Origin of the sequence: Ideonella oryzae (genome assembly GCF_024055665.1) — a bacterium.
Lineage (GTDB): Bacteria > Pseudomonadota > Gammaproteobacteria > Burkholderiales > Burkholderiaceae_C > Ideonella > Ideonella oryzae.
On record NZ_JAMXMC010000009.1, the window covers coordinates 92,280 to 117,842 of the forward strand.

28 protein-coding genes and 1 tRNA gene are annotated in these 25,563 nt (G+C 70.6%); 14 read left to right on the plus strand and 15 right to left on the minus strand.

Annotation, left to right across the window (positions count from 1 at the left end; genetic code table 11):
• Positions 1-6: 6 nt before the first annotated feature.
• The 10 genes from M0L44_RS16040 to M0L44_RS16085 all read left to right on the plus strand — a co-directional run bounded on the left by M0L44_RS16040 (position 7) and on the right by M0L44_RS16085 (position 9,628).
• Positions 7-1,014 carry a LysR family transcriptional regulator gene (locus M0L44_RS16040; RefSeq protein ID WP_252770975.1) on the plus strand — a complete coding sequence of 336 codons (1,008 nt, stop codon included), beginning with the start codon at positions 7-9 and terminating at the stop codon, positions 1,012-1,014.
• A 126-nt stretch (positions 1,015-1,140) separates the two neighbouring features.
• On the plus strand, positions 1,141-2,112 hold the full coding sequence (locus tag M0L44_RS16045) for an isopenicillin N synthase family dioxygenase (RefSeq protein WP_252770818.1): 972 nt from the start codon (positions 1,141-1,143) through the stop codon (positions 2,110-2,112).
• A 4-nt stretch (positions 2,113-2,116) separates the two neighbouring features.
• A complete protein-coding gene (locus M0L44_RS16050) occupies positions 2,117-2,896 on the plus strand; it encodes an alpha/beta fold hydrolase (protein WP_252770819.1) in 780 nt (259 codons plus the stop codon).
• A gap of 49 nt (positions 2,897-2,945) precedes the next feature.
• Positions 2,946-3,926, plus strand: a complete 981-nt coding sequence (locus M0L44_RS16055; protein WP_252770820.1) for an ABC transporter substrate-binding protein — start codon at positions 2,946-2,948, stop codon at positions 3,924-3,926.
• A gap of 13 nt (positions 3,927-3,939) precedes the next feature.
• Positions 3,940-4,725: an ABC transporter ATP-binding protein gene (locus M0L44_RS16060; RefSeq protein ID WP_252770821.1), complete on the plus strand. Its 786-nt coding sequence runs from the start codon at positions 3,940-3,942 to the stop codon at positions 4,723-4,725.
• A gap of 7 nt (positions 4,726-4,732) precedes the next feature.
• Positions 4,733-5,494, plus strand: coding sequence for an ABC transporter permease (locus M0L44_RS16065; RefSeq protein ID WP_252770822.1), 762 nt, complete (start codon positions 4,733-4,735; stop codon positions 5,492-5,494).
• 35 nt (positions 5,495-5,529) lie between these two features.
• Positions 5,530-6,045, plus strand: coding sequence for a nucleoside deaminase (locus tag M0L44_RS16070; protein ID WP_252770823.1), 516 nt, complete (start codon positions 5,530-5,532; stop codon positions 6,043-6,045).
• 15 nt (positions 6,046-6,060) lie between these two features.
• Positions 6,061-6,846, plus strand: a complete 786-nt coding sequence (locus tag M0L44_RS16075) for an FAD binding domain-containing protein (protein ID WP_252770824.1) — start codon at positions 6,061-6,063, stop codon at positions 6,844-6,846.
• 11 nt (positions 6,847-6,857) lie between these two features.
• Entirely contained in the window at positions 6,858-9,143 is a 2,286-nt protein-coding gene (locus tag M0L44_RS16080) for a xanthine dehydrogenase family protein molybdopterin-binding subunit (RefSeq protein ID WP_252770825.1), read from the plus strand.
• Positions 9,140-9,628: a (2Fe-2S)-binding protein gene (locus tag M0L44_RS16085; RefSeq protein WP_252770826.1), complete on the plus strand. Its 489-nt coding sequence runs from the start codon at positions 9,140-9,142 to the stop codon at positions 9,626-9,628. Before M0L44_RS16080 ends, M0L44_RS16085 begins: the two co-directional genes overlap by 4 nt.
• On the opposite strand, the gene M0L44_RS16090 is transcribed toward M0L44_RS16085, so the two are convergent.
• From M0L44_RS16090 to M0L44_RS16120, 7 genes are read right to left on the minus strand one after another with little or no spacing between them, the layout of a single operon-like run.
• Positions 9,622-10,236 carry a cytochrome b gene (locus M0L44_RS16090; RefSeq protein WP_252770827.1) on the minus strand — a complete coding sequence of 205 codons (615 nt, stop codon included), beginning with the start codon at positions 10,234-10,236 and terminating at the stop codon, positions 9,622-9,624. The genes M0L44_RS16085 and M0L44_RS16090 overlap by 7 nt on opposite strands.
• A 45-nt stretch (positions 10,237-10,281) precedes the next feature.
• Positions 10,282-11,112, minus strand: a complete 831-nt coding sequence (locus M0L44_RS16095; RefSeq protein ID WP_252770828.1) for a DODA-type extradiol aromatic ring-opening family dioxygenase — start codon at positions 11,110-11,112, stop codon at positions 10,282-10,284.
• Positions 11,109-12,188, minus strand: a complete 1,080-nt coding sequence (locus M0L44_RS16100; protein WP_252770829.1) for an LLM class flavin-dependent oxidoreductase — start codon at positions 12,186-12,188, stop codon at positions 11,109-11,111. Before M0L44_RS16100 ends, M0L44_RS16095 begins: the two co-directional genes overlap by 4 nt.
• 1 nt (position 12,189) lies before the next feature.
• Positions 12,190-12,777, minus strand: coding sequence for a hypothetical protein (locus M0L44_RS16105; protein WP_252770830.1), 588 nt, complete (start codon positions 12,775-12,777; stop codon positions 12,190-12,192).
• Positions 12,778-12,812: 35 nt separating this feature from the next.
• Positions 12,813-13,499 carry an alpha/beta hydrolase gene (locus tag M0L44_RS16110; protein WP_252770831.1) on the minus strand — a complete coding sequence of 229 codons (687 nt, stop codon included), beginning with the start codon at positions 13,497-13,499 and terminating at the stop codon, positions 12,813-12,815.
• Positions 13,500-13,530: 31 nt separating this feature from the next.
• Positions 13,531-13,941 (minus strand): DoxX family protein, encoded by a 411-nt coding sequence (locus M0L44_RS16115; protein WP_252770832.1) that lies wholly within the window; start codon positions 13,939-13,941, stop codon positions 13,531-13,533.
• 28 nt (positions 13,942-13,969) lie between these two features.
• A complete protein-coding gene (locus tag M0L44_RS16120; RefSeq protein ID WP_252770833.1) occupies positions 13,970-14,602 on the minus strand; it encodes an NADPH-dependent F420 reductase in 633 nt (210 codons plus the stop codon).
• Between the two features lie 150 nt (positions 14,603-14,752).
• Here M0L44_RS16120 and M0L44_RS16125 point away from each other — a divergent pair, with 150 nt between their 5' ends.
• The gene (locus M0L44_RS16125) at positions 14,753-15,649 is read left to right on the plus strand and encodes a LysR family transcriptional regulator (RefSeq protein WP_252770834.1); all 897 of its coding nucleotides are present in this window, start codon (positions 14,753-14,755) and stop codon (positions 15,647-15,649) included.
• A 22-nt stretch (positions 15,650-15,671) separates the two neighbouring features.
• Here M0L44_RS16125 and M0L44_RS16130 read toward each other — a convergent pair whose 3' ends face one another.
• Positions 15,672-16,442, minus strand: a complete 771-nt coding sequence (locus M0L44_RS16130) for a YdcF family protein (protein WP_252770835.1) — start codon at positions 16,440-16,442, stop codon at positions 15,672-15,674.
• 110 nt (positions 16,443-16,552) lie between these two features.
• Here M0L44_RS16130 and M0L44_RS16135 point away from each other — a divergent pair, with 110 nt between their 5' ends.
• Complete coding sequence (locus M0L44_RS16135; protein ID WP_252770836.1) at positions 16,553-17,653, plus strand: Acg family FMN-binding oxidoreductase; 1,101 nt, start codon at positions 16,553-16,555, stop codon at positions 17,651-17,653.
• A gap of 96 nt (positions 17,654-17,749) precedes the next feature.
• Here the strand turns inward: M0L44_RS16135 and M0L44_RS16140 are convergent.
• The 5 genes from M0L44_RS16140 to rsmB all read right to left on the minus strand — a co-directional run bounded on the left by M0L44_RS16140 (position 17,750) and on the right by rsmB (position 22,853).
• Positions 17,750-17,825 (minus strand) — tRNA-Phe (locus tag M0L44_RS16140).
• Positions 17,826-17,858: 33 nt separating this feature from the next.
• Positions 17,859-18,572, minus strand: a complete 714-nt coding sequence (locus M0L44_RS16145; RefSeq protein ID WP_252770837.1) for a response regulator — start codon at positions 18,570-18,572, stop codon at positions 17,859-17,861.
• A gap of 10 nt (positions 18,573-18,582) precedes the next feature.
• Positions 18,583-20,853 carry a sensor histidine kinase gene (locus M0L44_RS16150; protein ID WP_252770838.1) on the minus strand — a complete coding sequence of 757 codons (2,271 nt, stop codon included), beginning with the start codon at positions 20,851-20,853 and terminating at the stop codon, positions 18,583-18,585.
• Between the two features lie 22 nt (positions 20,854-20,875).
• Positions 20,876-21,478, minus strand: coding sequence for a DUF4390 domain-containing protein (locus M0L44_RS16155; protein WP_252770976.1), 603 nt, complete (start codon positions 21,476-21,478; stop codon positions 20,876-20,878).
• Between the two features lie 10 nt (positions 21,479-21,488).
• On the minus strand, positions 21,489-22,853 hold the full coding sequence (gene rsmB, locus M0L44_RS16160) for a 16S rRNA (cytosine(967)-C(5))-methyltransferase RsmB (protein WP_252770839.1): 1,365 nt from the start codon (positions 22,851-22,853) through the stop codon (positions 21,489-21,491).
• 105 nt (positions 22,854-22,958) lie between these two features.
• On the opposite strand from rsmB, the gene folE reads away from it, so the two are divergent.
• Positions 22,959-23,687 carry a GTP cyclohydrolase I gene (gene folE, locus M0L44_RS16165; RefSeq protein ID WP_252770840.1) on the plus strand — a complete coding sequence of 243 codons (729 nt, stop codon included), beginning with the start codon at positions 22,959-22,961 and terminating at the stop codon, positions 23,685-23,687.
• 3 nt (positions 23,688-23,690) lie between these two features.
• Entirely contained in the window at positions 23,691-24,116 is a 426-nt protein-coding gene (locus M0L44_RS16170; protein ID WP_252770841.1) for a BLUF domain-containing protein, read from the plus strand.
• Between the two features lie 27 nt (positions 24,117-24,143).
• Here the strand turns inward: M0L44_RS16170 and M0L44_RS16175 are convergent, their stop codons facing one another.
• Both M0L44_RS16175 and queC read right to left on the minus strand, forming a co-directional pair.
• Complete coding sequence (locus M0L44_RS16175) at positions 24,144-24,800, minus strand: LemA family protein (RefSeq protein WP_252770842.1); 657 nt, start codon at positions 24,798-24,800, stop codon at positions 24,144-24,146.
• Entirely contained in the window at positions 24,800-25,552 is a 753-nt protein-coding gene (gene queC, locus M0L44_RS16180) for a 7-cyano-7-deazaguanine synthase QueC (RefSeq protein ID WP_252770843.1), read from the minus strand. The genes M0L44_RS16175 and queC overlap by 1 nt, the downstream gene beginning before the upstream one ends.
• Positions 25,553-25,563 lie beyond the last annotated feature (11 nt).

Below are 25,563 nucleotides of genomic sequence, written 5' to 3' on the forward strand. Positions count from 1 at the left end.
GCGGGCATGCACGTCCATGCCCGCGCCATCACCTACTTCGACATGATCCGCCGCAGCGGCTCGATCCGTGAGGCGGCCCGGCGCCTGCACGTGGCCTCCTCGGCGGTCAACCGGCAGCTGCTGCAGCTGGAAGGCGAGATCGGCACGCCGCTGTTCGAGCGCATGTCCACCGGGCTGCGGCTGACGCCGGCCGGCGAGGTCTTCTCGCGCCATGTCATCACGGTGCTGCAGGACGAGCAGCGCCTGAAGACCGAGCTGGAGATGCTGCGCGGCGTGCGCCGTGGCGCGGTCAGCGTGGCCGCGGTGGAGGGCCTGAACGCCGACCTGATGCCGGCCGTGCTGACCCAGATGCACCGCCGCTACCCGACCATCCAGATCCAGGTGCGCACCTGCGGCTCGGAGCAGGCCGCGCAGGCGGTGATCCAGGGCGAGGCCGACGTGGGCATCGGCTTCTCGATCCGCCGCCATGACAGCCTGCGCCAGTGCACGGTGGGCCGCTTCGCGCTGGGCGCCATCGTGCCGCCGGAACACCCCATTGCCCGCCTGAGCCGGGTGGACTTCGCCACCTGCGCCAGCTACCCGCTGATCCTGCCGGCGTCCGAGCTGTCCATGCACGGCCTGCTGCAGCCCATCATCGCCCACCACCGGCGCACCCTCCAGGTGCTACTGGAAACCTCCTCGATCGAGCTGGCCAAGAGCCTGGTGGAACGTGGCGTGGGCCTGTTCTTCCAGAGCCGGCTGGGCCTGGAGCGCGAACTGCGCGAGGGCCGCCTGGTGCACGTGCCGCTGGACACCCCCACGCCGCTGTGCTCGGAGCTGGGTGTCTATGTCCGCGCGGGCCGCACCCCACCCGCCGCCCTGGATGCCTTCAACCGCATCGTGGCCGAGGCCATCGAATGGCGCGAGGACGAGGAGCGTGTGGCGCTGCGCCTGCCACGCTCTGGTGCACAAGGCACCACCGACGGGCAGGCTGAGGCCGGCCACGCACCAGCGCAAGGCCATGGCTTGACCTGAGGCATGCAGCGGTCTCATTTCGGCATCACCCTGCGCCAAATTCAGTGCTATCCGACGCACAGACCGCTTCCTACACTGGTCCGCATTCCCCCGCTTCAGCGCCCCCCGCTCCCGCCTGTGACCCCCATGCCTTCCGAGACCGCCCCCGCCTCCCCGGGCCTGCCGCTGATCGACATCCGCGGCCTGCGTGGCGCCGATCCGGTGGCCCAGCGTGCCGTGGCCGACCAGTTGCGCCAGGCCTGCCTGAACCACGGCTTCTTCTATGTCACCCACCACGGCATCGACGCGGCGCTGATCGCCCAGGTCTTTGCCGCCAGCCAGCGCTTCTTCGACCTGGGCATGGACGACAAGCTGGCGGTGGACAAGCGGCTCTCGCCCTGCAACCGCGGCTACGAGCCGCTGAAGGCGCAGACGCTCGAGAGCGGCGCCCCGCCGGATCTGAAGGAGAGCTTCTACATCGGTGCCGAGGTACCGCCCGACGACCCGCGCGTGCAGGCCGGTCGTTTCAACACCGGCCCCAACCAGTGGCCAGCGGCGCTGCCGGACTTCGCGCCGGTGATGACCCGCTACCATGCCGCCGCCCTGGCCCTGGGCGAGACCCTGATGCGCGGCCTGGCGCTGTCGCTGGACCTGCCGCCCGACCACTTTGACGCCTACCTGGAGGACCCGTCGGCCACGCTGCGTCTGCTGCACTACCCCCCGCAGCCGGCCAACCCCCAGCCCGGCGAGAAAGGCTGTGGCGCCCACACCGATTTCGGCGGCATCACCCTGCTGCTGCAGGACGACGCGGGCGGTCTGCAGGTCTGGGACAGCCAGCAACGCCACTGGATCGACGCCCCGCCGGTGCCCGGCGCCTTCGTGGTCAACATCGGTGACCTGCTGGCCCGCTGGACCAACGACCGCTACGTTTCCACCCTGCACCGGGTGATCAACCTCTCCGGCCGGGAGCGCTATTCGGTGCCCTTCTTCTTCACCGGCAACCTGCAGCACCGGGTGGAATGCCTGCCCACCTGCCTGGCCCCCGGAGAGGCGCCCAAGTACCCCGCCGTGACGGTGGAGGAACACCAGATCGCGTGCTACCGCCGCACCTACGGCTGAGCCCATGCCCCACATCGTCCTGATCCACGGGGCCTGGCAGGGCCGCTGGGCCTTTGCCGCCTGGACCCCGATGCTCGAAGCCGCCGGCTGGACCGTGCACGCGGTGGACCTGCCCGGCAACGATGCCCACCCCGAACGCGCCAGCGATGCCACGCTGGCGGGCTACACCCGGCATGTGGCCGACCTGCTGGAGCAGCTCGGCGAGCCGGCCGTGGTGCTGGGCCACAGCGGCGGCGGCATCACCGCCTCGCAGGTGGCGGAAGCCGCACCCGAGCGGGTGCGCGCACTGGTCTACCTGGCCGGCATGATGCTGCCCAGCGGCGTGGGCTATGGCGATGTGATCGCCCAGTGCCAGGCCGCCGACCCCGGTTTCCACTACACCGGCATCGACCCCTTTCTGCAGTGGTCCGCCGACCGGCAGACCAGCTGGGTGCCGCCAGACGCCGGGGTGGCACTGTTTATGCACGACTGTCCGCCAGCAGCGGCACGGCAGGCCAGCCAGCGCCTGTGTGCCCAACCCGAAACCGGCCGCGTCATGCTCAACCAGCTCACCCCCGAACGCTTCGGCCGCATCCCGCGGATCTATGTGGAATGCCGGCAGGACCGCTCGGTCACGCTGCCGCTGCAACGCCGCATGCAAGCCCTCGTGCCGGGAGCCCACGGCATCAGCCTGGACTGCGGCCACGTGCCGCAGCTGGCCTGCCCCGAGGCCCTGACCCGCGCCCTGCTGCCGGCGCTGGACGGCCTGCCGATGCCCCCGCAGGCCCGCCCGGCCCGCGCCTGACGAATCCTCCCCACGCGTCCTTCCCTCCCCCGTTGTTCCAGGAGTTCCCATGACCTTGCGTCCTCTTTTCGCCTCGCTGCTGTTGGCCGGATCGGCCGGTGCCATGGCCGCCGACACACTGACCGTGCAACTGGACTGGCTGCCTGGCGGCGACAAGTCCTTCGTCTATGCCGGCGTGCAGGAAGGCTTCTTCAAGGCCGAAGGGCTGGACGTGAAGATCGTGCCGGGCCGCGGCTCGTCCGATGCGGTGACCAAGATCGGTGCCGGCGCGGCCGATGTCGGCTTCGGTGGCATCTCGGCACTGATGATGGCCGCCGCCGAAAGCGGCGTGCCGGTCAAGGCGGTGATGTCGCTGTACTCCAAGGGACCGGATGCGCTGTTCACCCGCGCCGACACCAAGATCAAGAGCCTCAAGGACGTCGAGGGCAAGACGGTGGCCATGCCCACCTTCTCCTCGTCCAACCAGCTCTGGCCGGTGGTGCTGCAGAAGAACGGCGTGGACCCGGAGAAGGTCAAGATCATCAAGGCCGACCCCGCCACGCTGGCCCCGATGCTGGCCCAGGGCCGGGTCGACGCCACGATCAACTGGGTCACCGTGGCCCCGGGCTTCTCCAGTGTGCTCAAGCAGGCCGGCAAGGAGCTGCATGTGCTGCCCTGGTCGCAGTTCGGTCTGGACGGCTATGGCTGGTCGGTGATGGCCAGCGACAAGACCATCAAGGAACGCCCGGAGGTGCTCAAGCGCTACCTGAAGGCCCTCAACAAGTCACTGGCCTTCGCGATCCAGAACCCTCAGAAGGCCGCCGAGGACCTGAAGGCCCAGGTGCCCGAGACCGACGTGGCCGTGGCCAAGGCCGAGTTCGAGGCCTCGATCCCGCTGCTGCAAAACGAGATCAGCAAGCGTGACGGCATAGGCCGCTTCGAACCCAAGCTGCTGGGCGAGACCTGGCAGTGGGTGGCCAAGTCCATGAACTATGCGCCGACCAAGGTCGATCCGGAAAAGCTGGTCGACCGCAGCTTCCTGGCCAAGTAAGGCGGGTGGACGGATGCCTGCAGCCCCTTCCCCGGTCATCGACCTGAACGCGGTCACGCAGACCTTCGTCTCCAGCGACGGCAGCCCGGTCACCGCGCTGCAGGACGTGGACCTGCGCCTGCGCCGGCACGAGTTCGTCTCGCTGATCGGGCCATCGGGCTGCGGCAAGTCCACCATCCTGCGGCTCATCGCCGGGCTGCTGCGCCCCACCTCCGGCGAGGTCCGCATCTTCGACCTGCCGGTGACCGAGCCGCGCGACGAGATCGGCATGGTGTTCCAGAAGCCCACGCTGCTGCCCTGGCTGAGCGTGCTGGACAACATCACTTTCCCGATGAAGCACAAGTACGGCCGGGTCGACGAGAAGGATCTGGTGCGGGCGCGCGAGCTGCTGGCGATGATCGGCCTGCAGGACTTCGGCCACAAGCGGCCCGACGAGCTCTCGGGCGGCATGCAGCAGCGGGTGTCCATCGCCCGTTCGCTGCTGCACGACCCCGAGATCCTGCTGATGGACGAGCCCTTCTCGGCGCTGGATGCGCTCACCCGGGACGAGATGAGCTTCGAGCTGCTGCGCATCTGGAACGAGCGGCCCAAGACCGTGGTCTTCGTCACCCATTCGATCCAGGAGGCCCTGCTGCTGTCCGACCGCATCGTCGTGATGAGCGCCCGCCCGGGCCGGGTGGCCGACATCATCGACGTGCCATTGGCGCGCCCGCGCACGCTGGCCACGCTGGCCGATCCGCGGTTCACGCAGATGGCCAACGACATCCGCGTGCAGGTCTTCAGCCGAAAACCCGAATGAGGCCGCCATGCCCGCCCTGCTGCAACGCCACGTCTCGCTGATCGTCTTCCTGGGGGTGCTGGCCGGCTGGGAAGCGGCCTGCCGCCTCTTCGCCCTGCCTGAGTACATCCTGCCCGCGCCCAGCGCCATCGGGCATGCCGCGCTGGAGTTGGGCCCCGGCCGCTGGCTGGACCACCTGGGCGCCACGCTCTCGGTGGCCCTGGCCGGCTACGCGCTGGCCATCGCGCTGGCCCTGCCACTGGCGGTGGCCATCACCCGCTCGGCCCTGCTGTCGCGCATCGTCATGCCCTGGCTGGTGGTGATCCAGTCCACCCCCATCGTCGCCATCGCGCCGATCATCGTCGTCACGCTGGGCGCCGGCGTGCTGCCGCGCGTGGTCATCACCACACTGATCTCCTTCTTCCCGCTGGTGGTCTCCACCGCACTGGGCCTGTCCTCGGTGCCCGCCGAGCTGATCGAGCTCTCCCGCTCGCTGCGCGCCACCGACGCCCGGCAGTACTGGCAGATCCGCATGCCCTTTGCCGTGCCCTATGTGTTCTCGGCGCTGAAGGTGTCGATCACGCTGTCGGTGGTCGGCGCGGTGGTGGCCGAGTTCGTGGCCGCCGAGAAGGGCCTGGGCTACCTGATCCTGTTTGCCACCTCGTCCTTCAAGGTGCCGGTGGCCTTCGCCGCGCTGATCCTGCTGGTGCTGTGCAGCCTGACGCTCTACGGCATCGTCCAGCTGCTGCACCGGCGACTGTTCCCCTGGAGCCAGCAGGCGCAGTCCTGAGCCTGGCGCCGCCCCTACCTTCTCCGAGCCCAGCCATGACCGCCCCGACCCCGCTGCCCGCCCAGGGCCTGTCCCCCAGCACCGAGCAGATCCACCGCCACCTGCGCCATGCCCAGCGCGTGGCCGAGCGGGCGGTGGCCCTGGGCCACCACCCGTTCGGCGCGATCCTGGTCGGGCCGGACCAGGAGACGGTGCTGCAGGAGCAGTGCAACATCGACAGCGTCAACCACGCCGAGTCGACCCTGGCGCGGGTGGCCGCCACCAACTTCACGCCCGAGTTCCTGTGGGGCTGCACGCTCTACACCACGGTGGAGCCCTGCTGCATGTGCGCCGGCACCGCCTACTGGGCCAACATCGGCCGCGTGGTCTTCGGCATGACCGAGGCCGCGCTGCTGGCGCACACCGGCAGCCATGCCGAGAACCCGACGATGAGCGTGTCCTCGCGCTATGTGTACGACCACGGCCAGAAGCCGGTCGAGCTGATCGGCCCGGTGCCCGAACTGGAAGCCGAGTTCGCCGCGCAGCAGCAGCGGTTCTGGGCCAGCCGCTGACGGCCTGAGGCCACGATGGACCTCGTCACCCCGCCCAGCCCGCAAGCCGCCCAGGCCCTGGCCGACCGGCTGGGGCCGCGCGCCTGTTTCATCGCCGGTGGCACGGTGCTGCAACAGGGCTGGGACGAACCACGCCTGGCGCCGGACGGCGTCTGCTTCATCAACCTGCAGACCTGGCCCGAGACCCAGCAGATCACACTGGACGACCACCACCTGCACATCGGTGCCGGCGCGCGGCTGGAGACGGTGCGCACCGACCCGCGGGTGCGCGCCCAGGCCCCGCTGCTCAGCGAAGCGCTGGGCCAGCTGGGCGCCCTGGGCGTGCGCCGCCTGGGCACGCTGGGCGGCAACGTGGGCTGGGGCGTGGGTGACACCGGCCCGGTGCTGCTGGTGCTGGACGCCGAAGCCCGGCTGGCCGACGGCTCGCATGCGCCCCTGGTGGAGGTGCTGCAGCGCACGGTGCTGCCGCTTCTGCTGGGCTTTCGCCTGCCGCGGGCCGACCATCACCCCGTGCACACGGCCTTCGAGAAGGTGGGCTACCGGGCCGCCTTCTCCCCCGCCCGGGTGCGGGTGGCCTTGCGCTGGGCCCGGCCCGAGCGCGGCCTGAGCCTGCTGCGCGCCGCCGCCGGGGCGCCGGGCACCCCCATCCGCCGCCTGACGGACGTCGAGGCCCTGCTGGGCCAGCCGGGCGCCGCGACGCCCGACCTGGCCGCGGTGCGCCGCGCCTGCCAGGCCCATCTGCCCGCCGAGCTGGCCCTGATGGTCAGCCGCCTGATCGCCGGCCACTGCGGCCTGCTCTGACCCGCCCGGCCATGCCTTCCTCCTTCGACACTCCGCACCAGCTGCTGCGACCGGCAGAGCATCTGCCCACCGACATCCGGCCGGACGCCACCGCCAAGCTCGGCGGCCAGCCCGGCTTCCTGACCGACCGCATCGTGCCCGGCCAGCTGCGCGGGCTGATCCTGGGCAGCCCGCATCCGCATGCGCGCATCCTGCGCATCGACTGCTCAGCCGCCCGCGCCCTGCCCGGCGCGGTGGCGGTGCTGACCCATGCCGACATCCCCGGCGTGGCCGACTACGGCCTGCGCAAGGTGGACCGGCCGGTGCTGTGCCGCGACAAGGTGCGCTACGTGGGCGACCCGGTGGCCGCCATCGCCGCGGTGGACCTGGCCACCGCCTACGCGGCGCGGGAGTTGATCCGCGTGGACTACGAGAGCCTGCCGCTGGTCGACGACCCCGCCGCCGCGCTGGCCCCGGACCTGCCCCCCGAAGCCTGGGTGCATGCCGGCGGCAACCTGCTGCACGCGGTGCAGCACGCCCACGGCGACTGGGCCGCCGCCGAGGCTGCCACCGTGCACTGGGTGGAAGACCGCTACACCACGCCGCGCCAGATGCACGCCTTCCTGGAGACCGAGGGCGGCGTGGCCGAGCCGGATGGCCAGGGCGGGCTGCGCCTGTTCTTTGGCGGCCACAACCCCGTGCGCGAAGCCCAGGTCATCGCCGACCTGCTGGCCCTGCCGCGCGAGAAGGTGCATGCCACCGGCACGCCGGTGGGCGGCTCCTACGGCGGCAAGGACGAGCTGACCGTGCAACCCATCGCCGCGCTGCTGGCCTGGGCCACGCAACAGCCGGTGCGGCTGCACCTGAGCCGGCCGCAATCGACCGACTTCGGCGTCAAGCGCCACCCGATGCGCATCCGCATGCGCACCGGCTGCGACGCGGCCGGCCGGCTGACGGTGCACGACGTGGACATCCTGGCCGACACCGGCGCCTACGCCACCCATGGCCCCGAGGTGCTGGACGCCGCGGTCGAACACGCGCCCGGCCCCTACCGCCACCAGGCGGTGCAGATCAACGCCCGCCTGGCCTACACCAACAACGGCGTGGCCGGCGCCTTCCGCGGCTTTGGTGCGGTGCAGGTGCAGTACGCGCTGGAGCAGCAGATGGACCGGCTGGCCGCCCGGGTGGGCCTGGCGCCGGACGCCTTCCGTGCCCTGAACCTGGTGGCCCCCACCGACCCGGGCCCGCTGGGCCAGCAGGTCGTGCCCTTCGACGGCCCGCAGCGCGCGCTGGACGTGGCCCGCCAGCAGCCGCTGTGGCGTGACAACCCGCACCACTGGCGCAGTGCCGACGGCCGCTACCGCCACGGCATCGGCCTGGCCCTGGTGCACCGCAGCGACGGCTTCGGCAAGAACGGCCCCAGCGCCAGCCGCATGACCCTGGCCCTGGCCGAGGACGGCGCGATCGAGCTGCGCACCAGCTTCACCGAGCTGGGCCAGAACCTGGTGGGCGCCATCCGCGCCACCTGCGTCGATCAACTGGGCTGCGGCCCCGACGAGGTGCGCCCGGTGCTGGGCGACACCCGGCGTGCGCCCGATTCCGGCCCGGTGGCCGCATCGCGTGCCACCACGCTGGTCTGGCGGGCGGTGACCCAGGCCCGCCCGGCCTGGCAAGCGGCGCTGCTTGGGGCCGCGGCCGCGCAGTTGCAGGTGGACGCGCACACCCTGCGCCTGGGCCCCGGCGGTGTGCACGACGGCCAGGGCCTGCGCCTGAGCCATGCGGCCCTGGCCCAAACCCTGGGCCGCGATCGCCCGACGCTGTGCATCGAACTGCCGCCCGAGGACCCTGCCGGCAACGCGCCCGACGTGCATTTCGTGTTCGGCGCCTGTGCCGCGGTGGCCCAGGTGGTGGTGGACAGCTGGAGCGGCATGGTGCGGGTGGAGAAGCTGGTGATGTGCACCGCCCTGGGCCCGGTGGTGACGCCGCAGGGCTACCTGGGCCAGATGGAAGGCGGCGCCGTGATGGGCCTGGCCATGGCCACGCAGGAGGACCTGCGCTGCGAAGGCGGCCACTACACCGCCCGCAACCTGGACGCCTACCTGGTGCCCACGCTGGCCGACGCCCCCGAGATGGACCTGATCGCGATCCAGAACCTGCCCGAGGGCGACCCGATCGGCCCGCGCGGCGCGGGCGAGATCAGCGTCAACTTCGCCACACCGGCGGTGGCCAATGCGCTGGCGGCCGCGCTGCAGCAGCCGATCACCCGGTTGCCGGTGCTGCCGGCACAGGTCATTGCCCTCCTGGAGCAGACCGCATGAACGACACCGCCTCGCCCAAGGGACAGATCACCGTCACGCTCCAGCTCAATGGCCACCCGGTGCAGGTGGACTGCCGTCCCGACACCCGGCTGCTGACGCTGTTGCGCGAGCACTGGGGCCTGACCGGCGCCAAACCCGGCTGTGAGGTGGGCCGCTGCGGCGCCTGCATGGTGTGGCTGGACGATGCGCCAGCCAATGCCTGCCTGCTGATGGCCTACCAGCTCGAAGGGCGCGCGGTACGCACCATTGAATCGGTGGCGGCCGACCCGGCCAGCCTGCCGGTGCGGCAGGCGCTGGCCGAATGCGGCGGTGTGCAGTGCGGCTACTGCAGCGCCGGCATGGTGATGACCATGAGCCATCTGGCGGGCCTGCAGCCCCGGCCCTCGCTGGCCGAGGCCGAGGCCCTGATGTGCGGCAACATTTGCCGCTGCACCGGCTACGGCGGCATCCGCCGCGCGCTGGTGCGGGTGTTCGACGCTCAGTGAGCGTCGCGCCCGGGCAGCAGCATCGACTTCAGCACGCCGTCCTTCAGCACCACGTGGTGGTAGATGGCGGCCGCAGCGTGGGCACCGGCCAGCCACAGGATCGCGTCACCCAGAAAGCCATGCACTTCGCCCCAGTCGGCCGCCTCGGCCAGCGGGCTGTTGGCGATGAAGGGCATCTGATCGACGCGCAAGCCACCCAGCAGGGTCAGCGGGTGGCCTTCGCTGCCCAGGGCCAGCAGTGCGGTGATGGGCAGCAGCAGCATCAGCAGCCACAGGACGTCCTGCAACATGCGAGCGGCGCGCTGCATCCAGGGGTTCATGTCGAAGCGGGGGGCGGCAGGCCGCAGGGCGACCCAGACCAGGCGCAGCAGCGTCAGCACGAAGACCGAGACGCCTAGGCTCTCGTGCCAGACGATGTCCCAGCGGGTGGCCGGGTCCAGGCCATCGCGCATCAGGCGGCCGAAGTGTTCCGGCCCCAGGATGAAGGCCGCCACGATGACGATGGCGGTCAGCCAGTGGAAGGCCCGACTGACGGGGTCGAAATGCTGGGTCGAAGAGGCAGAGGTCATGGCCGGCAGGGCCGCCACAGCGGCAGCAGAGGAGAACACGGCGCGATTGTCTCCCCGTCCGCCCGCGCCGAGGTATCTGCCAGCTTAACCAAAGCTGAAGGCCGACAAGGTGGTCTCCATGACCCGGTCGGAGAAGGCCTTGCGGCCCCGGTCCTCGCCCGCGGCACCGGCCACCACCATCAGTGGCAGCAGGTGCTCCTCGGCGCGCGGCGGATGGCACCAGCGGGCCATCGGGGCTTCGGCCCAGGCGGTCAGCGCGGCATCGCGCTCGGCGGCCGGGGCCTCCGCCGCTTCGGTCAACCAGTCGTCGAAGGTGTCGGACACCGGACCGAAGCGCGGGTCGCCATAGCCCCGCATGTTGTGGAAGCTCATGCCACTGCCCACGATCAGCACGCCCTCGTCACGCAGGGGTTGCAGCGCCCGGCCCAGCGCCAGGTGGGCGGCCGGATCCAGCGAGACGTTCAGCGAGAGCTGCACGACCGGGATGTCGGCCTGCGGCACCATCAGCATCAGCGGGATGAACATGCCGTGGTCGAAGCCACGCCGCGCGTCGATGTGCGAGGACAGGCCCGCCTGCCCCAGCAGGGTGGTGATGCGCTCGGCCAGGGCCGGCTCGCCCGGTGCCGGGTACTTCAGCTCGTAGGTGTGCGGCGGGAAGCCGTAGTAGTCGTAGATCTGCTCGGGCTGCGCGCCCCCGGTGACGGCGAAGTCGCCCTCCAGCCAGTGGGCTGACACCATCACGATGGCGCGGGGCCGCTGCGGCAGGCTCTCGACGATGCCGCGCAGGTAGGCCGCCGTCTTGTCCCAGGCGTGTGGCGGGTTCCAGTCCATGAAGAAGCAGGGGCCACCGCCGTGCGGGATGTACACGGTGGGCAGGCGGCCCGGGGTGGTGGAAGCAATGTGTTCGGTGCTCATGGTTCAACTCCGGAAACAGGCGAGGACGGGGAAGAGGAAAGGGAGGCGCCCAGCGCCTGCTGGACACGGGGTTTGACCTCGGTGGCCAGCAGTTCGATGGCGCGGGCCACCATGGCATAGGGCTGGCCGCCAATGTCCAGTTGCATCAGGAAGCGCTGGTGGCCAAACAGCTCATGCTCGCAGAGGATCTTGTCGACCACCTCCTGCGGGCTGCCGACGAACAGGCAGCCCTGCGGGCCGGCCAGTTGTTCATAAGCGGCCGCCGACACCTCCCAGCCGCGGTCGCGTTGCGGCAGGTTGTTGCGCAGGTAGTGGCGGTAGTAAGGATAGAACTCCGCACGGGCCCGCTGGCTGTCACGCTGCAGATGCCCATGCGAGGACACGGCCACCTGCAAGCGGCTCAGGGCGTGCCCGGCCTCCAGCCCACTCTGGCGATAGAGCTCGATGAAGGGCTTGAACTGCGCCGGGCTGCCGCCGATGTTGGCCAGGTTCAGCGGCAGGCCCAGTCGGCCCGCGCGCACCGCGCTCTGCGGCGTGCCGCCCGCGGCGATCCAGATCGGCAGGCCGCCGGCCTGCAGCGGGCGCGGCGCCACCTCCGCGTCGTGGAGCGCGGGCCGGTGCTGGCCGTGCCAGCGAATGCGTGGCTCGGCGTTCAGGCGCAGCAGCAGGTCGAGTTTTTCGGTGAACAGCGACTCATAGTCTTCCAGCGCAAAGCCGAACAGCGGGAAGGACTCGACGAACGCGCCTCGCCCGGCCATCAGCTCGGCGCGTCCATCGCTGAGCAGGTCCAGCGTGGCGAAGTCCTCGAACAGGCGCACCGGGTCGGCGGAGCTGAGGATGCTCACCGCACTGCTGAGCCGGATGCGGCGCGTGGCCGTGGTCAGCGCGCCCAACACCACGCTGGGGGCCGAGACGGCGTAGTCCGAGCGGTGGTGTTCGCCCACCCCGAACACGTCCAGGCCCGCCTCATCGGCCAGCCGGGCCGCGGCCACCAGTTCGTGCAGGCGCTGCCGCGCGGCGGCCGCGTCGCGGGCGCCGGTGGGCAGGTCGCCGAAGGTGTAGACACCGATTTCCATGTCAATCCTGGGTCAAGGTCTGCGGCCGGGCCACGGTGAGGACGGCCTGCGGCAGGTGGTGCAACCATTCGCGCAGCACCAGCAGCGTGGCGGCAAAGCGGCCGGCCACCGGCCCCCCGATGGGCAGCGCATCCTGGCTGGCAGGCCGCCCCAGTGCCAGCGCCGCCCAGCGGTTGAACAAGGCCTCCACGGTCTCACGGTCCAGCATGACGGGCCCGGCGTCCAAGGAGAGGCCCGCCTGCACGGCCACGTCGGCCACGGCGGCATCGGTGCTGACCAGCCAGGCCTCGGCCGGCAGGGCGGGACGCAGCGGCATGATCGCCTCCTCGACCTCGGCGATGGCGGTCTCGATGGCGGCCTCGCCCGGTCGGTCCGAGGCAAAGAAGCGGCGGGCCAAGGTCGCCAGGCCCAGGTCCACGTCGATCACCCGCGCCGGTTGGGCCGCGGTACCCAGCGCCAGGGCCGAGACCTCGTCACCCAGGTGCAGCGCCGCCCAGGCGGGTGCGGCGGGCCGGGCCGCCTGTGCCCAGGCGTAGCTGGCCAGCGCCGTGCGGCGGGCCAGGCTCAGCGCGTCATCGCGGGTTGCCATGATCGGATTCCTCATCGAAAGTGAAGGCCGGCGCCTCAGGCCAAGGCCTGCCACCAGGCCAGAAAGTCGGCCTGCATCTCGGCGCTGATGCCATGGTCGATCGGGTAGAGCCTCAGCACATGGGGCACGCCGAGCGCATCCAGCCCCTGGTGGGCGCGGTGCGCCCAGTCCACCGGCAGCTTGCTGTCGCATGTGCCGTGCCCCACAAAGCCCTGCAGCCCCGCCAACGCCGCGAGCGGAGCCAGATGGGGCTCCAACTCCGGCAGGATGCGCCCCGACAGCAGGCCGAAGCCCGCGACCGCGGCGGGCGCCGACAGCGCCACACTGGCACTCATGATGCCGCCCTGGCTGAAACCGGCCACCACGGTGTGCGCCGGCGTCACACCGTGCGCACGCTGCAGTTCGGCGATCAAGGCGATCAGCGCCAGGCGGCTCTGCTCGGCCTGTTCAGGCACGATGCGCGGACCGTGTGCCGTGAAGGCCACCTGGAACCAGGCAAACTGCTGAGGCCCCAGGGCCAGCGGCCCCCGCACCAGCACCACCAGGGTGTCCTCGGGGACACCTGCGGCCAGACCAGCCACCGATTGCTCGTTGCCGCCCACGCCGTGCAGCAGCACCAGCAAGCGGCGCGGCGCCACTGGGGCGGGCTGCAGCAGGCGAAGGCTCAGTCCGGACACGGGGTCGGTCTCCACCGGCCCGGGGGTTTGCATCAAGGCATGCATCACTCGGCTTTCAACAGATCAGAGCAGGCGCTCAATCTTCGCGACGCGCATCCAGGCTCCAGCCACCGGCGCCATGGGCCACCAGGGTCAGCAAGCCACCGGCCACCGCGATGTTCTTGAAGAACAGCAACTGGGTCACGAAGGCCTGATCCGCCGGCACGCTCCAGAACGGGTGAAAGAAGACGCTGGCCGCGAGCGTGAACAAGGTCATCACCGCAGCGGCATAGCGGGTGCCCAAGCCCAGCAACAGGGCCACGCTGCCGATGATTTCGACCAGCAGGGCAGCCAATGCGCCCAGGGCCGGCAAGGGCAGCCCTGCCGAGGCCACGTAGCCCACGGTGCCGCTGAAGTCGATCACCTTGCCGACGCCTGCCGGCAAGAACAGCGCCGCGAACAACAGACGCCCCAGAAAGGCGATCGCGTTCTGCAGGTTCTTGTTCATCACAGTTCTCCTTCGACGTGCCCGCGCCTCAGGCGCGGTGGATCCAGGTGGGGGCCACGGTGGTGCCCAGCCCGGCGCCATAGCCCAGGTAGATGTTGAGGCCGGCCAGCGGCTCCAGATAGCGAGCGTTCTTCAGACCACCGGCGTCCACCACCTCGAAACCCATGCTCTGGGCCAGGGTGCTGGCGACCTGCTTGGCCGCCGCGCTGTCGCTGGCCAGGAACACCGTGGCATGGCGCCCCTGGCCGAAATCGGCCCCGGCCGCCAGCACCTGGGCGAACAGGGTGTTGAAGCCCTTGACCAGTTGGGCGCCCGGCACAGCCTTGGCGATCTCTTCGGCCGCCGACGTGCTGTGGCCCAGCGTCAGGCCCATGTAGTCGGCCGTCAGCGGGTTGGTGATGTCGATCACCACCGCGCCGTTCAGATCCCCCGCCGACTGCAGCGCGGCGGCGGCATCGCCATAGGCTGTGGCCAGCACCACGGCGTCCACACCTTGCGCCGCCCCCGCGGCCGGCACGGCCATGGCACCCGGGTGGGCGGCAGCCAGGGCCTGGGCCTTGTCCAGATGACGGGCGGTGACGCGGACCTCGTGGCCGGCCCCGGTGAGTTGCTTGACGAAGGCTGCGCCCATGTTGCCGGCGCCGATCACAGTGACTTTCATGTCCATTCCTTTCGGGTTCAGAGGCTGCCGTCGACCGTCTTCGGCCAGAAGGGCAGCCCCCGGGGTTCAGTGCATGGTGTTCACTGTATTGATTCGGAATTAAAAGATAAACTTCGATTCAATTGATTTATTGTCACGGGATAAGAGACAGTGGACCGCTTCCTGGAAATGCAAAGCTTCAACACCGTGGTGGAGGCCGGCAGCTTCGTCGCCGCCGCCGAGGCGCTGAATCTGTCCAAGGCCGCGGTCTCCCGGCATGTGGTGGAGCTGGAGAACCGGCTGGGCATCCGGCTGCTGCACCGCACGACGCGGCGGGTCTCGCTGACGCCGGAGGGGCAGGTGTTCTATGGCCGCAGCAAAGAGCTGCTGGCCGAACTGGCCGATGCCGAGACCGAGGTCACCTCCAGCCGCGAGGCCGCCAGCGGCCTCTTGCGCATCAACGCGCCCTTCACCTTCGGCATCCTGCACCTGGCGCCGCTGTGGGGGCGCTTTCGGGCGCTGCACCCGCAGCTCACGCTGGAGGTGACGCTGGCCGACCGGCTGGTGGACCTGGTGGAGGAAGGCTACGACCTGGCCATCCGCATCGCCGCGATGGAGAACTCCTCGCTGGTCAGCCGGCGCCTGACCACCACCCGCCTGGCCCTGTGCGCCTCACCGGCCTATCTGGCCGCCCATGGCACGCCGCGGCACCCGGCCGAGCTGGCACAGCACCAGGTGATCGCCTACAGCTACTTCGCCACCAAGGACGAGTGGCATTTCACCGGACCGCAGGGGCCGGTGAGCGTGCGCACCCGCCCCTGGATGCACACCAACAACGGCGAGACCTGCCTGGCCGCCGCGCTGGCCGACCAGGGCGTGATCCTGCAGCCCACCTTCCTGGTGGCGCCGGCCCTGGCCGCTGGCACGCTGGTGGAGCTGATGCCCGCCTACTGCGCCCACGAGATCGGCATCCACGCCGTCTACCCCAGCCGCAAGCATGTGCCGGCCAAGGTGCGGGTGCTGATCGACTTCCTGGTCGAGCACTTCGCCCAGGATGCAAAGTGGTGAGGGCCGAGGGGGTGGCCGAGGCTCAGCGCATGAGCCGGTAGGCCGCCAGACCGATCCACTCGTGCAGGGCCAGCTGCCAGCGGTGCAGGCTTTCGGTCAACGCGTATTCGGTCCAGGGCGTGTCGGCCCCGGTGCGGAAGTCCACCGGATAGGGCGTGACCTGGCAGCCCACGGCCTGGAATTCGGCCACGGAGCGCGGCATGTGCCAGGCCGAGGTCACCAGCAGCCAGCGCTGCTCGCGGCAGCGTGGCCCCAGCAACTCGGCCACCCGTTGCGCGTTCTCGTGGGTGGAGCGTGAGCGGCTCTCCAGCATCACGCGGGCCATGTCCAGCCCCTGCTCGGCATAGAACTGGCGGGCCAGTTCAGCCTCGGGCACGCCGGTGACGCCCACCAGGCGCCCTTCCCCACCGCTGAACACCAAGTCCATGGCTGGATGCTGACGCAGCCAGGTCAGCGGCAACGTCATGCGCTCGGCCGAATCATTGAGCGGCACCTGGCCATGGGTGACGAAGCTGGCCGGGTGATCGAAGGCCCCGCCCAGCACGATGACCCCGGTGTGCTGGCCGATGGCGGCCTCGGGGGGAATGGGGTAGCGGTCTTCCAGTGCGCGCAACAGCGCGTCCGGCACGGCCTGCACGCCCAGCAGGCCCAGAAGCCCCAGCCCGCCCCACAGCATGGACAGCGCGGTGCGGCGGCGCTTCTTCAACAGCAGGAGCGCCACCGCCCACAAAAGTCCCAGCCAGAACAACGGCTGGGTGACGGCGGACAGGAGTTTGGAGAGGGCGAAGAACATGCCCCCATTCTGCCCACCCGGGTGCCGCGACACCCAGCCCCGCTGCGGCGGATCAAGGACCGCCCCTGGCCACCGGAGCAAGCTGACAGCCCCCCGCCCAGGAAGTGCCCATGAACCGCCGTCAACTGACCCACGCCGCCCCCCTGGCCTGGCTGGCCGCAGGGCCCGGCACGGCTGCAGCCTGGAACCCGGGGCAGCACGACTACGACGCTGCCGTGCAGCAAATCTGGCGCACCGGCCCCTTGCACGGGCTGGAAGGGCGGGCCCTGGGCCTGGAGCTGGTCCGTTGCGCCACCCTGGCGCCCAGCAGCCACAACACCCAGTGCTGGCGCTTTGCCATCGCGCCGGACGCCATCACCGTGCTGCCGGATTTCAGCCGCCGCTGCCCGGCCGTGGACCCGGACGACCACCACCTCTTCGTCTCGCTGGGTTGCGCCACCGAGAACCTGGTGCAGGCGGCTGGCGCGCAAGGCCTGCGGGCCGAGGCCCGCTTCGAGCCCGCGCAGGCGGCCGTGCGGGTGACGCTGGCACCCGGCACGCCGCAGTCCACTGCGCTCTATGTCGCCATCCCGGCCCGTCAGTGCACGCGCGGCGACTTCGATGGACATCCGCTGACGGCCGGCGAACTCAAGCAGCTGACCGCCGCCGCAGCCGGCCCCGGCGTGCAATGCCATCTGTTCACCGACCGCGCGGCGCTGGAACGCATCCTGTCCTTCGTCGTCGAGGGCAACACCGCGCAGATCCGCGACCCGGCCTTCGTGCGGGAGCTCAAGCAGTGGCTGCGCTTCAACGCGGCCGACGCCGTGCGCCTGGGCGACGGGCTGTACACCGCCGCCTCGGGCAACCCCACGGCACCGACCTGGCTGGGGCGGCTGCTGTTCGACCTGTTCTTCACCCCGGGCGTCGAGGCCGACCGCTATGCCCAACAGGTGCGCAGTGCCTCAGGCGTGGCCGTGTTCGTGGCCGAACAGGCCGATGCCGCCCATTGGGTGGCCGTGGGCCGCGCCTACCAGCGCTTCGCCCTGCAGGCCACCGCCCTGGGCGTGCGCAACGCCATGCTCAACCAGCCCGTGGAAGTGGCCGCGCTGCGCCCCCGGTTTGCCGCGGCCCTGGGCCTGGGCCCGCTCAGGCCCGATCTGGTGGTGCGCTTCGGCCGCGGCCCGGCCCTGCCCCGCTCGCTGCGCCGGCCGGTATCGGCGGTGCTGGTCTGACAAGAAGGAGGGCCGCTGAGCCCCTTCCAGACGCAAAAAAGCCCGGACGGGCCGGGCTTTTGAGGGGCCTCGCGCAGAAGGCGCAAGACAGGTGTTTGGTGGCCTGGGGCGGAATCGAACCACCGACACGCGGATTTTCAATCCGCTGCTCTACCAACTGAGCTACCAGGCCAGGAAAGCTAATCAGTATAGCAGTTCTGCAGGATCACGCAAGCGTCCCGCGCTTGTTGCGCGAAAGATCGACGCCCAGTTGCTTGAGCTTGCGGTAGAGGTGGGTGCGCTCCAGCCCGGTCTTCTCGGCCACGCGGGTCATGCTGCCGTTTTCGCGGGCGAGGTGGAACTCGAAGTAGCTCTTCTCGAACGCATCGCGGGCCTCGCGCAGCGGACGGTCCAGGTCGAAGCTCTGCTCCGACTGCGGGCCCAGTTCCACCGGCATCGGCATGGGCAGGCCCATGCCGCCAGTCATGGCAGCCTCCACGGTCAGCCCGGGCTCGGCGCGGAAGATGCCATTGCCGGCCACGGGCGACATGCCGGGCGCCGGTGGGGCCTTGGGCACGGCGCGGGCCAGGGCCTGCTCCACCGCGCGCAGCAGCTTCTGCAGCGTGATCGGCTTTTCCAGGAAGGCCATGGCGCCAAATTTGGTGGCCTCGACCGCGGTGTCGATCGTGCCGTGGCCACTCATCATCACCACCGGCATGTTGAGCAGGCCGGTGGCCCCCCACTCCTTGAGCAGGGTGATGCCGTCGACATCGGGCATCCAGATGTCGAGCAGCACCAGATCGGGCCGCATGCGCTCTCGGGCCGCACGGGCCTGGGCAGCGTTTTCCGCCAACTCGACGCTGTGGCCTTCGTCGGTCAGGATTTCCGAGAGCAGGGCACGGATGCCCATCTCGTCGTCAACTACAAGTATCGTTGCCATGGAGGTCGCGTCAGGCGCCGGTCACGGGTGGGTTGGCCGCGGGAGGTCCTGCAGGATCCTTCTGTTCAGTGATGCCCGAAAATGATAGCGAAACCTGGGCCCCACCTGCCGCACCACTGCCGCCTTCATCCGGCGGAAGGTTGACGATGCGCACACGGGCCCCATGTTCGTCAGCGATCTTCTTCACCACCGCCAGCCCCAGGCCGGTGCCCTTGCTCTTGGTGGTGACGTAGGGTTCGAAGGCGCGATGAAGCACCTTCTCGCTGAAACCCGGCCCATTGTCCGACACTTTCAGGCGCACCAGCGGCCGCCCCCCCTCTTCGGCATTCAGGACCTCGGTCTCCAGGCAGACCCGGGCATGCTCCTGGGCCTCTACGGCATCGAGCGCGTTCTGCACCAGGTTGTGGATGACCTGGCGCAGCTGGGTGGCATCGCCCGCCACCAGGGGCAGCCTGGGCGCACAGCGCGCGATGAGCCGGCCCTTCTCCTGCTGCTCGCCGTACAGGGCCAGCACCTCGGCCACCAGGGCATTGAGGTCGGTGGGCTGCAGCTTGGCGGCGGGCAGCCGCGCGTAGTCGCGGAACTCGTTGACCAGCTGCTTCATGGCCTGCACCTGGGCCACGATGGTGGCCACCGATCGTTCGAGCATCGCCTGGTCCGCCCCTTCCAGCTTGGCGGAGAGCTTGAACTGCAGGCGTTCGGCCGACAGCTGGATGGGGGTGAGCGGGTTCTTGATCTCGTGGGCCAGGCGGCGCGCCACCTCGCCCCAGGCCTCGCTGCGCTGGGCCGACACCAGCTCGGTGATGTCGTCGAACACCACCAGGCGCGCGCGCCCGGGCAGTTGCGCGCCACGCACCAGCAGGGTGATGGCCGCCCCGTCCAGCGGCAGTTCGAACGATTCCTGCCAGTGGTCGCGCTCGCCAGCCCCCGGGCTGCTTTCCAGCAGGTCGAAGCGGCGCCAAATGGCCGATGCAAAGTCGGCCAGGCCTGGGACATCGCCCAGCGACCGGCCGACATAGGCCGACAAGGGCGCGCGCAGGATGCGGGTGGCCCCGGGGTTGACGGTGTCGATGGCCTGCGCACGGTCGAACATGATCACGCCGGCGGTCAGGCTGTCCAGGATGGTCTGCAGCCGGGCTCGGGCGCCGTCGAGCTGCTTCATGCTGCGCTCGGCCTGGGAGCGGGCGCTGCCGAGCTGCTCGGTCATGTCGGCGAAGGTGCGGGTGAGCTCGCCGATCTCATCGCGCGAGGTGAAGACCGGCTTGGCCCCCAGGTCGCCCGCGGCCACCTGGCGCATGCCCTCGGCCAGCAGCAGCAGCGGGCGGGCCAGCTGGTTGCCCAGCAGCACGGCCAGCACCACCGCGCCCAGCACCGAGAGCACCATCGACAGCGTCAGCGTGCCGATGTACATGCGGCGCAGACCATCGCGGGCGATGTGGCGCTGCTGGTATTCGCGGTAGGCGGCCTGCACGATCAAGGCATTGCTGGTCAGGGCCCGCGGCAGGGGCTGCACCACCATCAGGTAGCGGTCCTCGCGCTGGTACAGGCTGAAATGCGTGTCCGGCAGCCGGGCCAGGGCGCGCACCTGGGCCTGCGGCGCCGCGTCGGCCGTGCTGACGTCGTCCTCCAGGCCCTCGATCTGGCTGGCCGACTGGTTGAGCCGGGCTTCGCGCAGCAAGCCGGCCGCCGGACGGTCCAGGCCCAGCGCCGTGCTGGTGCTGGCGTTGGACAGCACCTGGCCGTTGGCCGACACCAGGGCCACCTGGCGGGCGCCCAGCTGTTCGCGCAGCCGCTCCAGGCCCAGCAGCTCGGGTTCGGTCGACTCGGCCAACCGGTCGGCCGCGTTGCGGGTTTTGCTGACCAGGTCGGTCGACAGGGCCTGCAGTGTGCCCTTGCCCAGGGCCAAGCCGGCGTCCAGCGCGCGTTCCACCCCGGCGTCGAACCAGGCCTCCACGCTGCGCGAGACGAACTGGTAGCTCACCGTGTAGATCAGCGCCCCGGGCAGCACGCCCACCAGGGCGAAGATGCCAGCCAGCTTGAACAGCAGGCGGCTGCCGAACTTGCGCTGGCGCAGGCGCACGGCCAGGCGCACGGCGGCAGCCAACAGCACCATCACCAGCAAGGCCGCCACGCCGACGTTGACCCAGAACAGCCAGACGAACTGCTGCTCGTAGCCCAGCGGCCGCTGGGCTACGAGCGAGAGCACGAAGGACAGCACCAGCCCGGTGCCGGCAATGACCAGCAGGCCGATGGCCCACACCCACATGGCGGAACGTTTCATGGGCAGGGACCGCGGGGCCGGCTCACTCCAGCCGCAGCGTGCGATCGACCGACAGGCGCCAGTCGGACTGGACGGTCAGATCCAGCTGCAGCGGCCGGGGCAGCTGGCTGTTGTCCAGCCGGTAGCTGAACTCGACGTAGTACTTGTCCGTGGCGTCGACCTGTTCCGCATCGGCAATGCGCCAGTTGCTGGCCCGGGACACGGCGCCCAGCGCGCCATCGAGCGACTGGAAGGACTGGCTGAAGGCCCCCAGGCTGACCCGCCAGGACGAGGTGAGCGGCTGGTAGGAGACCCGCCAGGTGCGGGTCGCGCTGGCCACGCGCTCGTCGCGCCAGTACCAGCGCGGCCGGAAGACCTTGGCCTCGGCGGTGAAGTAGACCGGCACCCCGCGCCGCAGCGCATCTTCGACGGTGCGCCCCGGCGCCAGGCGCACCTCGAAGTCCAGGTTGAGCCCCCCCTCGCCACGGCTGACGGCCAGCGCGGGCAGTTCGATGCCCTGGGCCTGGACCGCCTGGGTGGACAGCAGGCCCCACAGCAGCAGCCCGGCAACGACACTGCACCATGCGCGCAGCAGGCCAGTGGCCGCACAGCGACAGGTGGACAGCGAAAGCCGGAACAGGGCCATCACGAGGGGGTCAGGATGCGGAGCCGGAGGTGGCGGGTTTGCCCAGCAGGGCGTAGAAGAAACCATCCGCGCGGGCCACAGGGGCGGAAGCAGACGGTGCGTGCTGATTGTCCGGCAGCGGCAGCAAATGGCCGGGAGAGACTGAGGCGACGCAGTCCGATGGAAGGCCGCGACGTTGCAAAAATGCGTCGATCTGCGCCTGCCCCTCGGCCTTGAAAACCGAACAGGTGGCGTAGAGCAGGCGGCCGCCCGGTTTCAGCAGCGGCCACAGCGCGTCCAGCAACTCGGCCTGGATGCCGGCCAGGGCCGGGATGTCTTCCGGACGGCGCAGCCAGGCGATGTCGGGGTGGCGCCGCACGATGCCTGAGGCCGAGCACGGGGCGTCCAGCAGGATGGCGTCGAAGGGCTGGCCGTCCCACCAGGTGTCCACCGCCCGGGCGTCGGCCGCCAGGATGCGGGCGCGCAGGCCCAGGCGCTGCAAGCCCTCGCCCACCCGGGCCAGCCGTTTGGGGTCGGCGTCCAGCGCCAGCAGGTCCAGATCGGCCAGTTCCAGCAGGTGGGCCGTCTTGCCGCCGGGCGCGGCGCAGGCATCCAGCACCCGGGCACCGGCCGGCAGGCCCTCGCCGATCAGCAGCGGCGCGGCGCGCTGGGCCGCCAGGTCCTGCACCGACACCCAGCCCTCGGCAAAACCGGGCAGGCGCTCCACCGGCACCGGGGCGTCCAGCACGATGGCCTGCGCCCAGCCCGGGCCGCCCACCGCCTGGCCGGACAGGCCGGCCGCATGCAGCCGCGCCAGGTAGTCCGCCACCGAGCCACGCCGGGCATTGACCCGCAGCGCCATCGGCGGACGCAGCCGGGCCTGGCCGAGGATCGTCTGCCAGTGGTCCGGCCAGTCGGCCTGGACCCGTTCCACCCACCAAGCCGGGTGGTTCCAGACCGCCTCGGGCCGGCGCTCGGCCTGGGCCACCTGGGCGGCCCGCTCGCGCAGAAAGCGACGCAACACCGCGTTGACGAAGCCGGCCGAGGCCGGCGCGGCCTTGCGCACCGCCGTCACGGCCTGGTCCACCAGCGTGTGGTCCGGATAGGCCGGGGCTTCCTCGGGCCAGAGCAGGGCCAGCGCGCACAGCAGCAGGCCCTCCACCGCGGGCGGCGGGCGGCGCGGGGCCAGCTGGGCCCGCAGTGCCTCGGCGGCGCCCAGGCGCCGCAGCACGGCAAAGGACAGGGCCTGCACCCCCGGACGCACCGGCCCGGGCACGCCAGCCAGCACGTCGGTCAGGGAGCGTCCACTTCGCACGGCCTGGACGGCGCGGGCGGTGAGGGTCAGGAGTCGGGCCAGGGTGGGCCCGGCCGGGGCAGGTACAGCGGCGTCGGTCACGTCCGGCAGTCTAACCACCCCAGGCGGGCCAGGTGCTTTGCCCCTGCACGACAATGGTGCCTCCACCGTTCCCCAACAGCCTTCTTCCAAGGCCTGGAATCCGGCATGTCCCATCCCTCTTCGGCTCCGGCCCCCCTGTCGCCCGACGAACTGGCCGCCCTGCCTGCGTCCGAACGCATCCGCTACCGCCTGGTGAGCGCCCGGCGGCGCCACCATGCCAACGACAACATCGCCGACTTCGTGCAGCCCGGCGAGCTGGAGGAGCTCAAGGCCGAGGTGGCCGGCAAGATGGCCGAGGTGCTGCGGGCCCTGGTGATCGACACCGAGAGCGATCACAACACGAACGAGACCGCCAAGCGGGTGGCCAAGATGTACGTGGACGAGGTCTTCCGGGGCCGGTTCCGCCCGATGCCGGACGTGACCGAATTCCCCAACGTCTCGCGCCTGAACGAGCTGATGATCGTCGGCCCGATCACGGTGCGCAGCGCCTGCTCGCACCACCTCTGCCCCATCGTGGGCAAGCTGTGGATCGGGGTGCTGCCCAACGAGCACTCCAATCTGATCGGCCTGTCCAAGTACGCCCGCATCGCCGACTGGATCATGAGCCGGCCCCAGATCCAGGAAGAGGCCGTCATCATGCTGGCCGACACGCTGCAGGACCGGGTCAAACCCGACGGCCTGGCCATCGTGATGGAGGCCGACCACTTCTGCATGCACTGGCGCGGCGTGAAGGACAACGACTCGGCCATGACCAACAGCGTGATGCGCGGGGCCTTCCTGAAGGACCCGAACCTGCGCCGCGAATTCCTGTCCCTGCTGCCCAAGAAGGGGTGACCCATGCTTGTCCGTCTGATGTACGCCAGCCGCGCGGTCGATCCGCAGTCTGCCGAGGCCCTCAACGCCATCCTGCAGAAGTCGCGCGCGGCCAACCCCGCGCAGGGCATTACCGGGGCGCTGTGCCATGCCAACGACATCTTCGTGCAGGTGCTCGAGGGCGGCCGCATGGCCGTCAACCGCCTGTACCAGCGCATTGCCGCCGACCCGCGCCACACCGATGTGGTGCTGCTGAGCTATGCCGAGGTGGACGAGCGGCGCTTCGCCGGCTGGTCCATGGGCCAGGTCAACCTGTCCCGCCTGAACCCGGCCCTGGTGCTGAAGTATTCGGAAACCGCAACACTGGACCCCTACAGCCTGCCCGGCGCCGCCATGGCCGCCCTGTTCGACGAGATGGTGGCCACCGCGGCCATCATGGGTCAGAGCTGAGTCTGGGCGCCCGGCCCGGTCACCGCTTCAGACGGTGGCCCCTGGGCTCAGGCGGAACAGCGGCACCAGCAACCGGGTCGGGAACTCGGTGAGTGCGTCGTTGTAGGCCTGCACGGCCTGGTTGAAGGTCTGGCGGCCGAAGCCCACCTGGCCGTTGAAGTCTTCCAGCTGCAGGCGGGCGCGCATGGCGTCCTCGCGGTCCTCGGCCTCGGGGTGCTGCTCCAGCAGGGCCTGCAGCCGGGCCAGGGGCGAAGCCATCTCGCGCTCGGCCGCCGCCCAGGCCTGCACCGCCTCGGCCGCATGGGGCCGGATGCGCACCGCCAGCGCCGCCTCGCGCTGGCGGGACTGAGCCTGCTCCAGCGCCTGCAGGCTGCCGGCCTCGTGCAGCAGGATGTCGCGCACCGCGGCAATCAGCATGTCCAGCGCCGCCGCGCGGCGCATCAGCACATCGTCCAGCTGGCCCCAGGCCTGGGCCACGCCGGTGCGCAGCCGGGACAGCCGCCCCCAGGCGCCCACCATCCAGAACAGCAGCATCAGCAGCAGCGCCAATTCCAGCAGCGAGGTGCCCCAGTGGGTCCAGAAGCCCTCGGTGGCCACCGGCGCGTCCAGCGGCGGCCAGGCCAGCGAGGCGGCCAGATCCGGCGGCAGCCCCTGGGCCGGGGCGGAGGCGGCGTCGCCGTCCATCAGGCGCCCTGCCCTTGGCCCTGGTCTTGCGCCGCCACCCAGGCGGCGTGGCCCTGGGCCCGCAGCTGGCAGGACGGGCATTCGCCGCAGCCATAGCCCCAGGCATGACGGTGGCCGCGGTCGCCCAGGTAGCAGGTGTGGGTGTGCTCGACGATCAGTGCATTCAGGCGCTCGCCACCCAGCTGGTCCGACAGCGCCCAGGTCTGGGCCTTGGTCAGGAACATCAGCGGCGTGTCCACCGTCATCGGGCTGTCCAGCCCCAGGCTGAGCGCCACCTGCAGGGCCTTGAGGGTGTTGTCGCGGCAGTCGGGGTAGCCGGAATAGTCGGTCTCGCACATGCCGCCCACCAGCACGCTGGCGCCGCGCCGGTAGGCCAGCGTGGCGGCAAAGGTCAGGAACAGCAGGTTGCGCCCCGGCACAAAGGTGTTGGGCAGGCCGTTGGCCTGCAGCTCGATGGCCCGCTCGCTGGTCAGCGCGGTGTCGGAGATCTGGCCCAGCAGCGACAGGTCCAGCAGATGGTCCTCGCCCAGGCGCTCGGTCCAGGCCGGGAACTGCGCGGCCAGCTCGCGCCGCACGGTCTGGCGGCAGTCCAGCTCGATCTTGTGGCGCTGGCCGTAATCGAAGCCCAGAGTCTCGACACGCGCAAAGCGGGCCAGGGCCCAGGCCAGGCAGACGGTGGAGTCCTGGCCGCCGGAGAACAGCACCAGGGCCGTGCGCGGATCGACGACCGGCAAGGGATCATGCAAAGTCATGCGGCGAATTG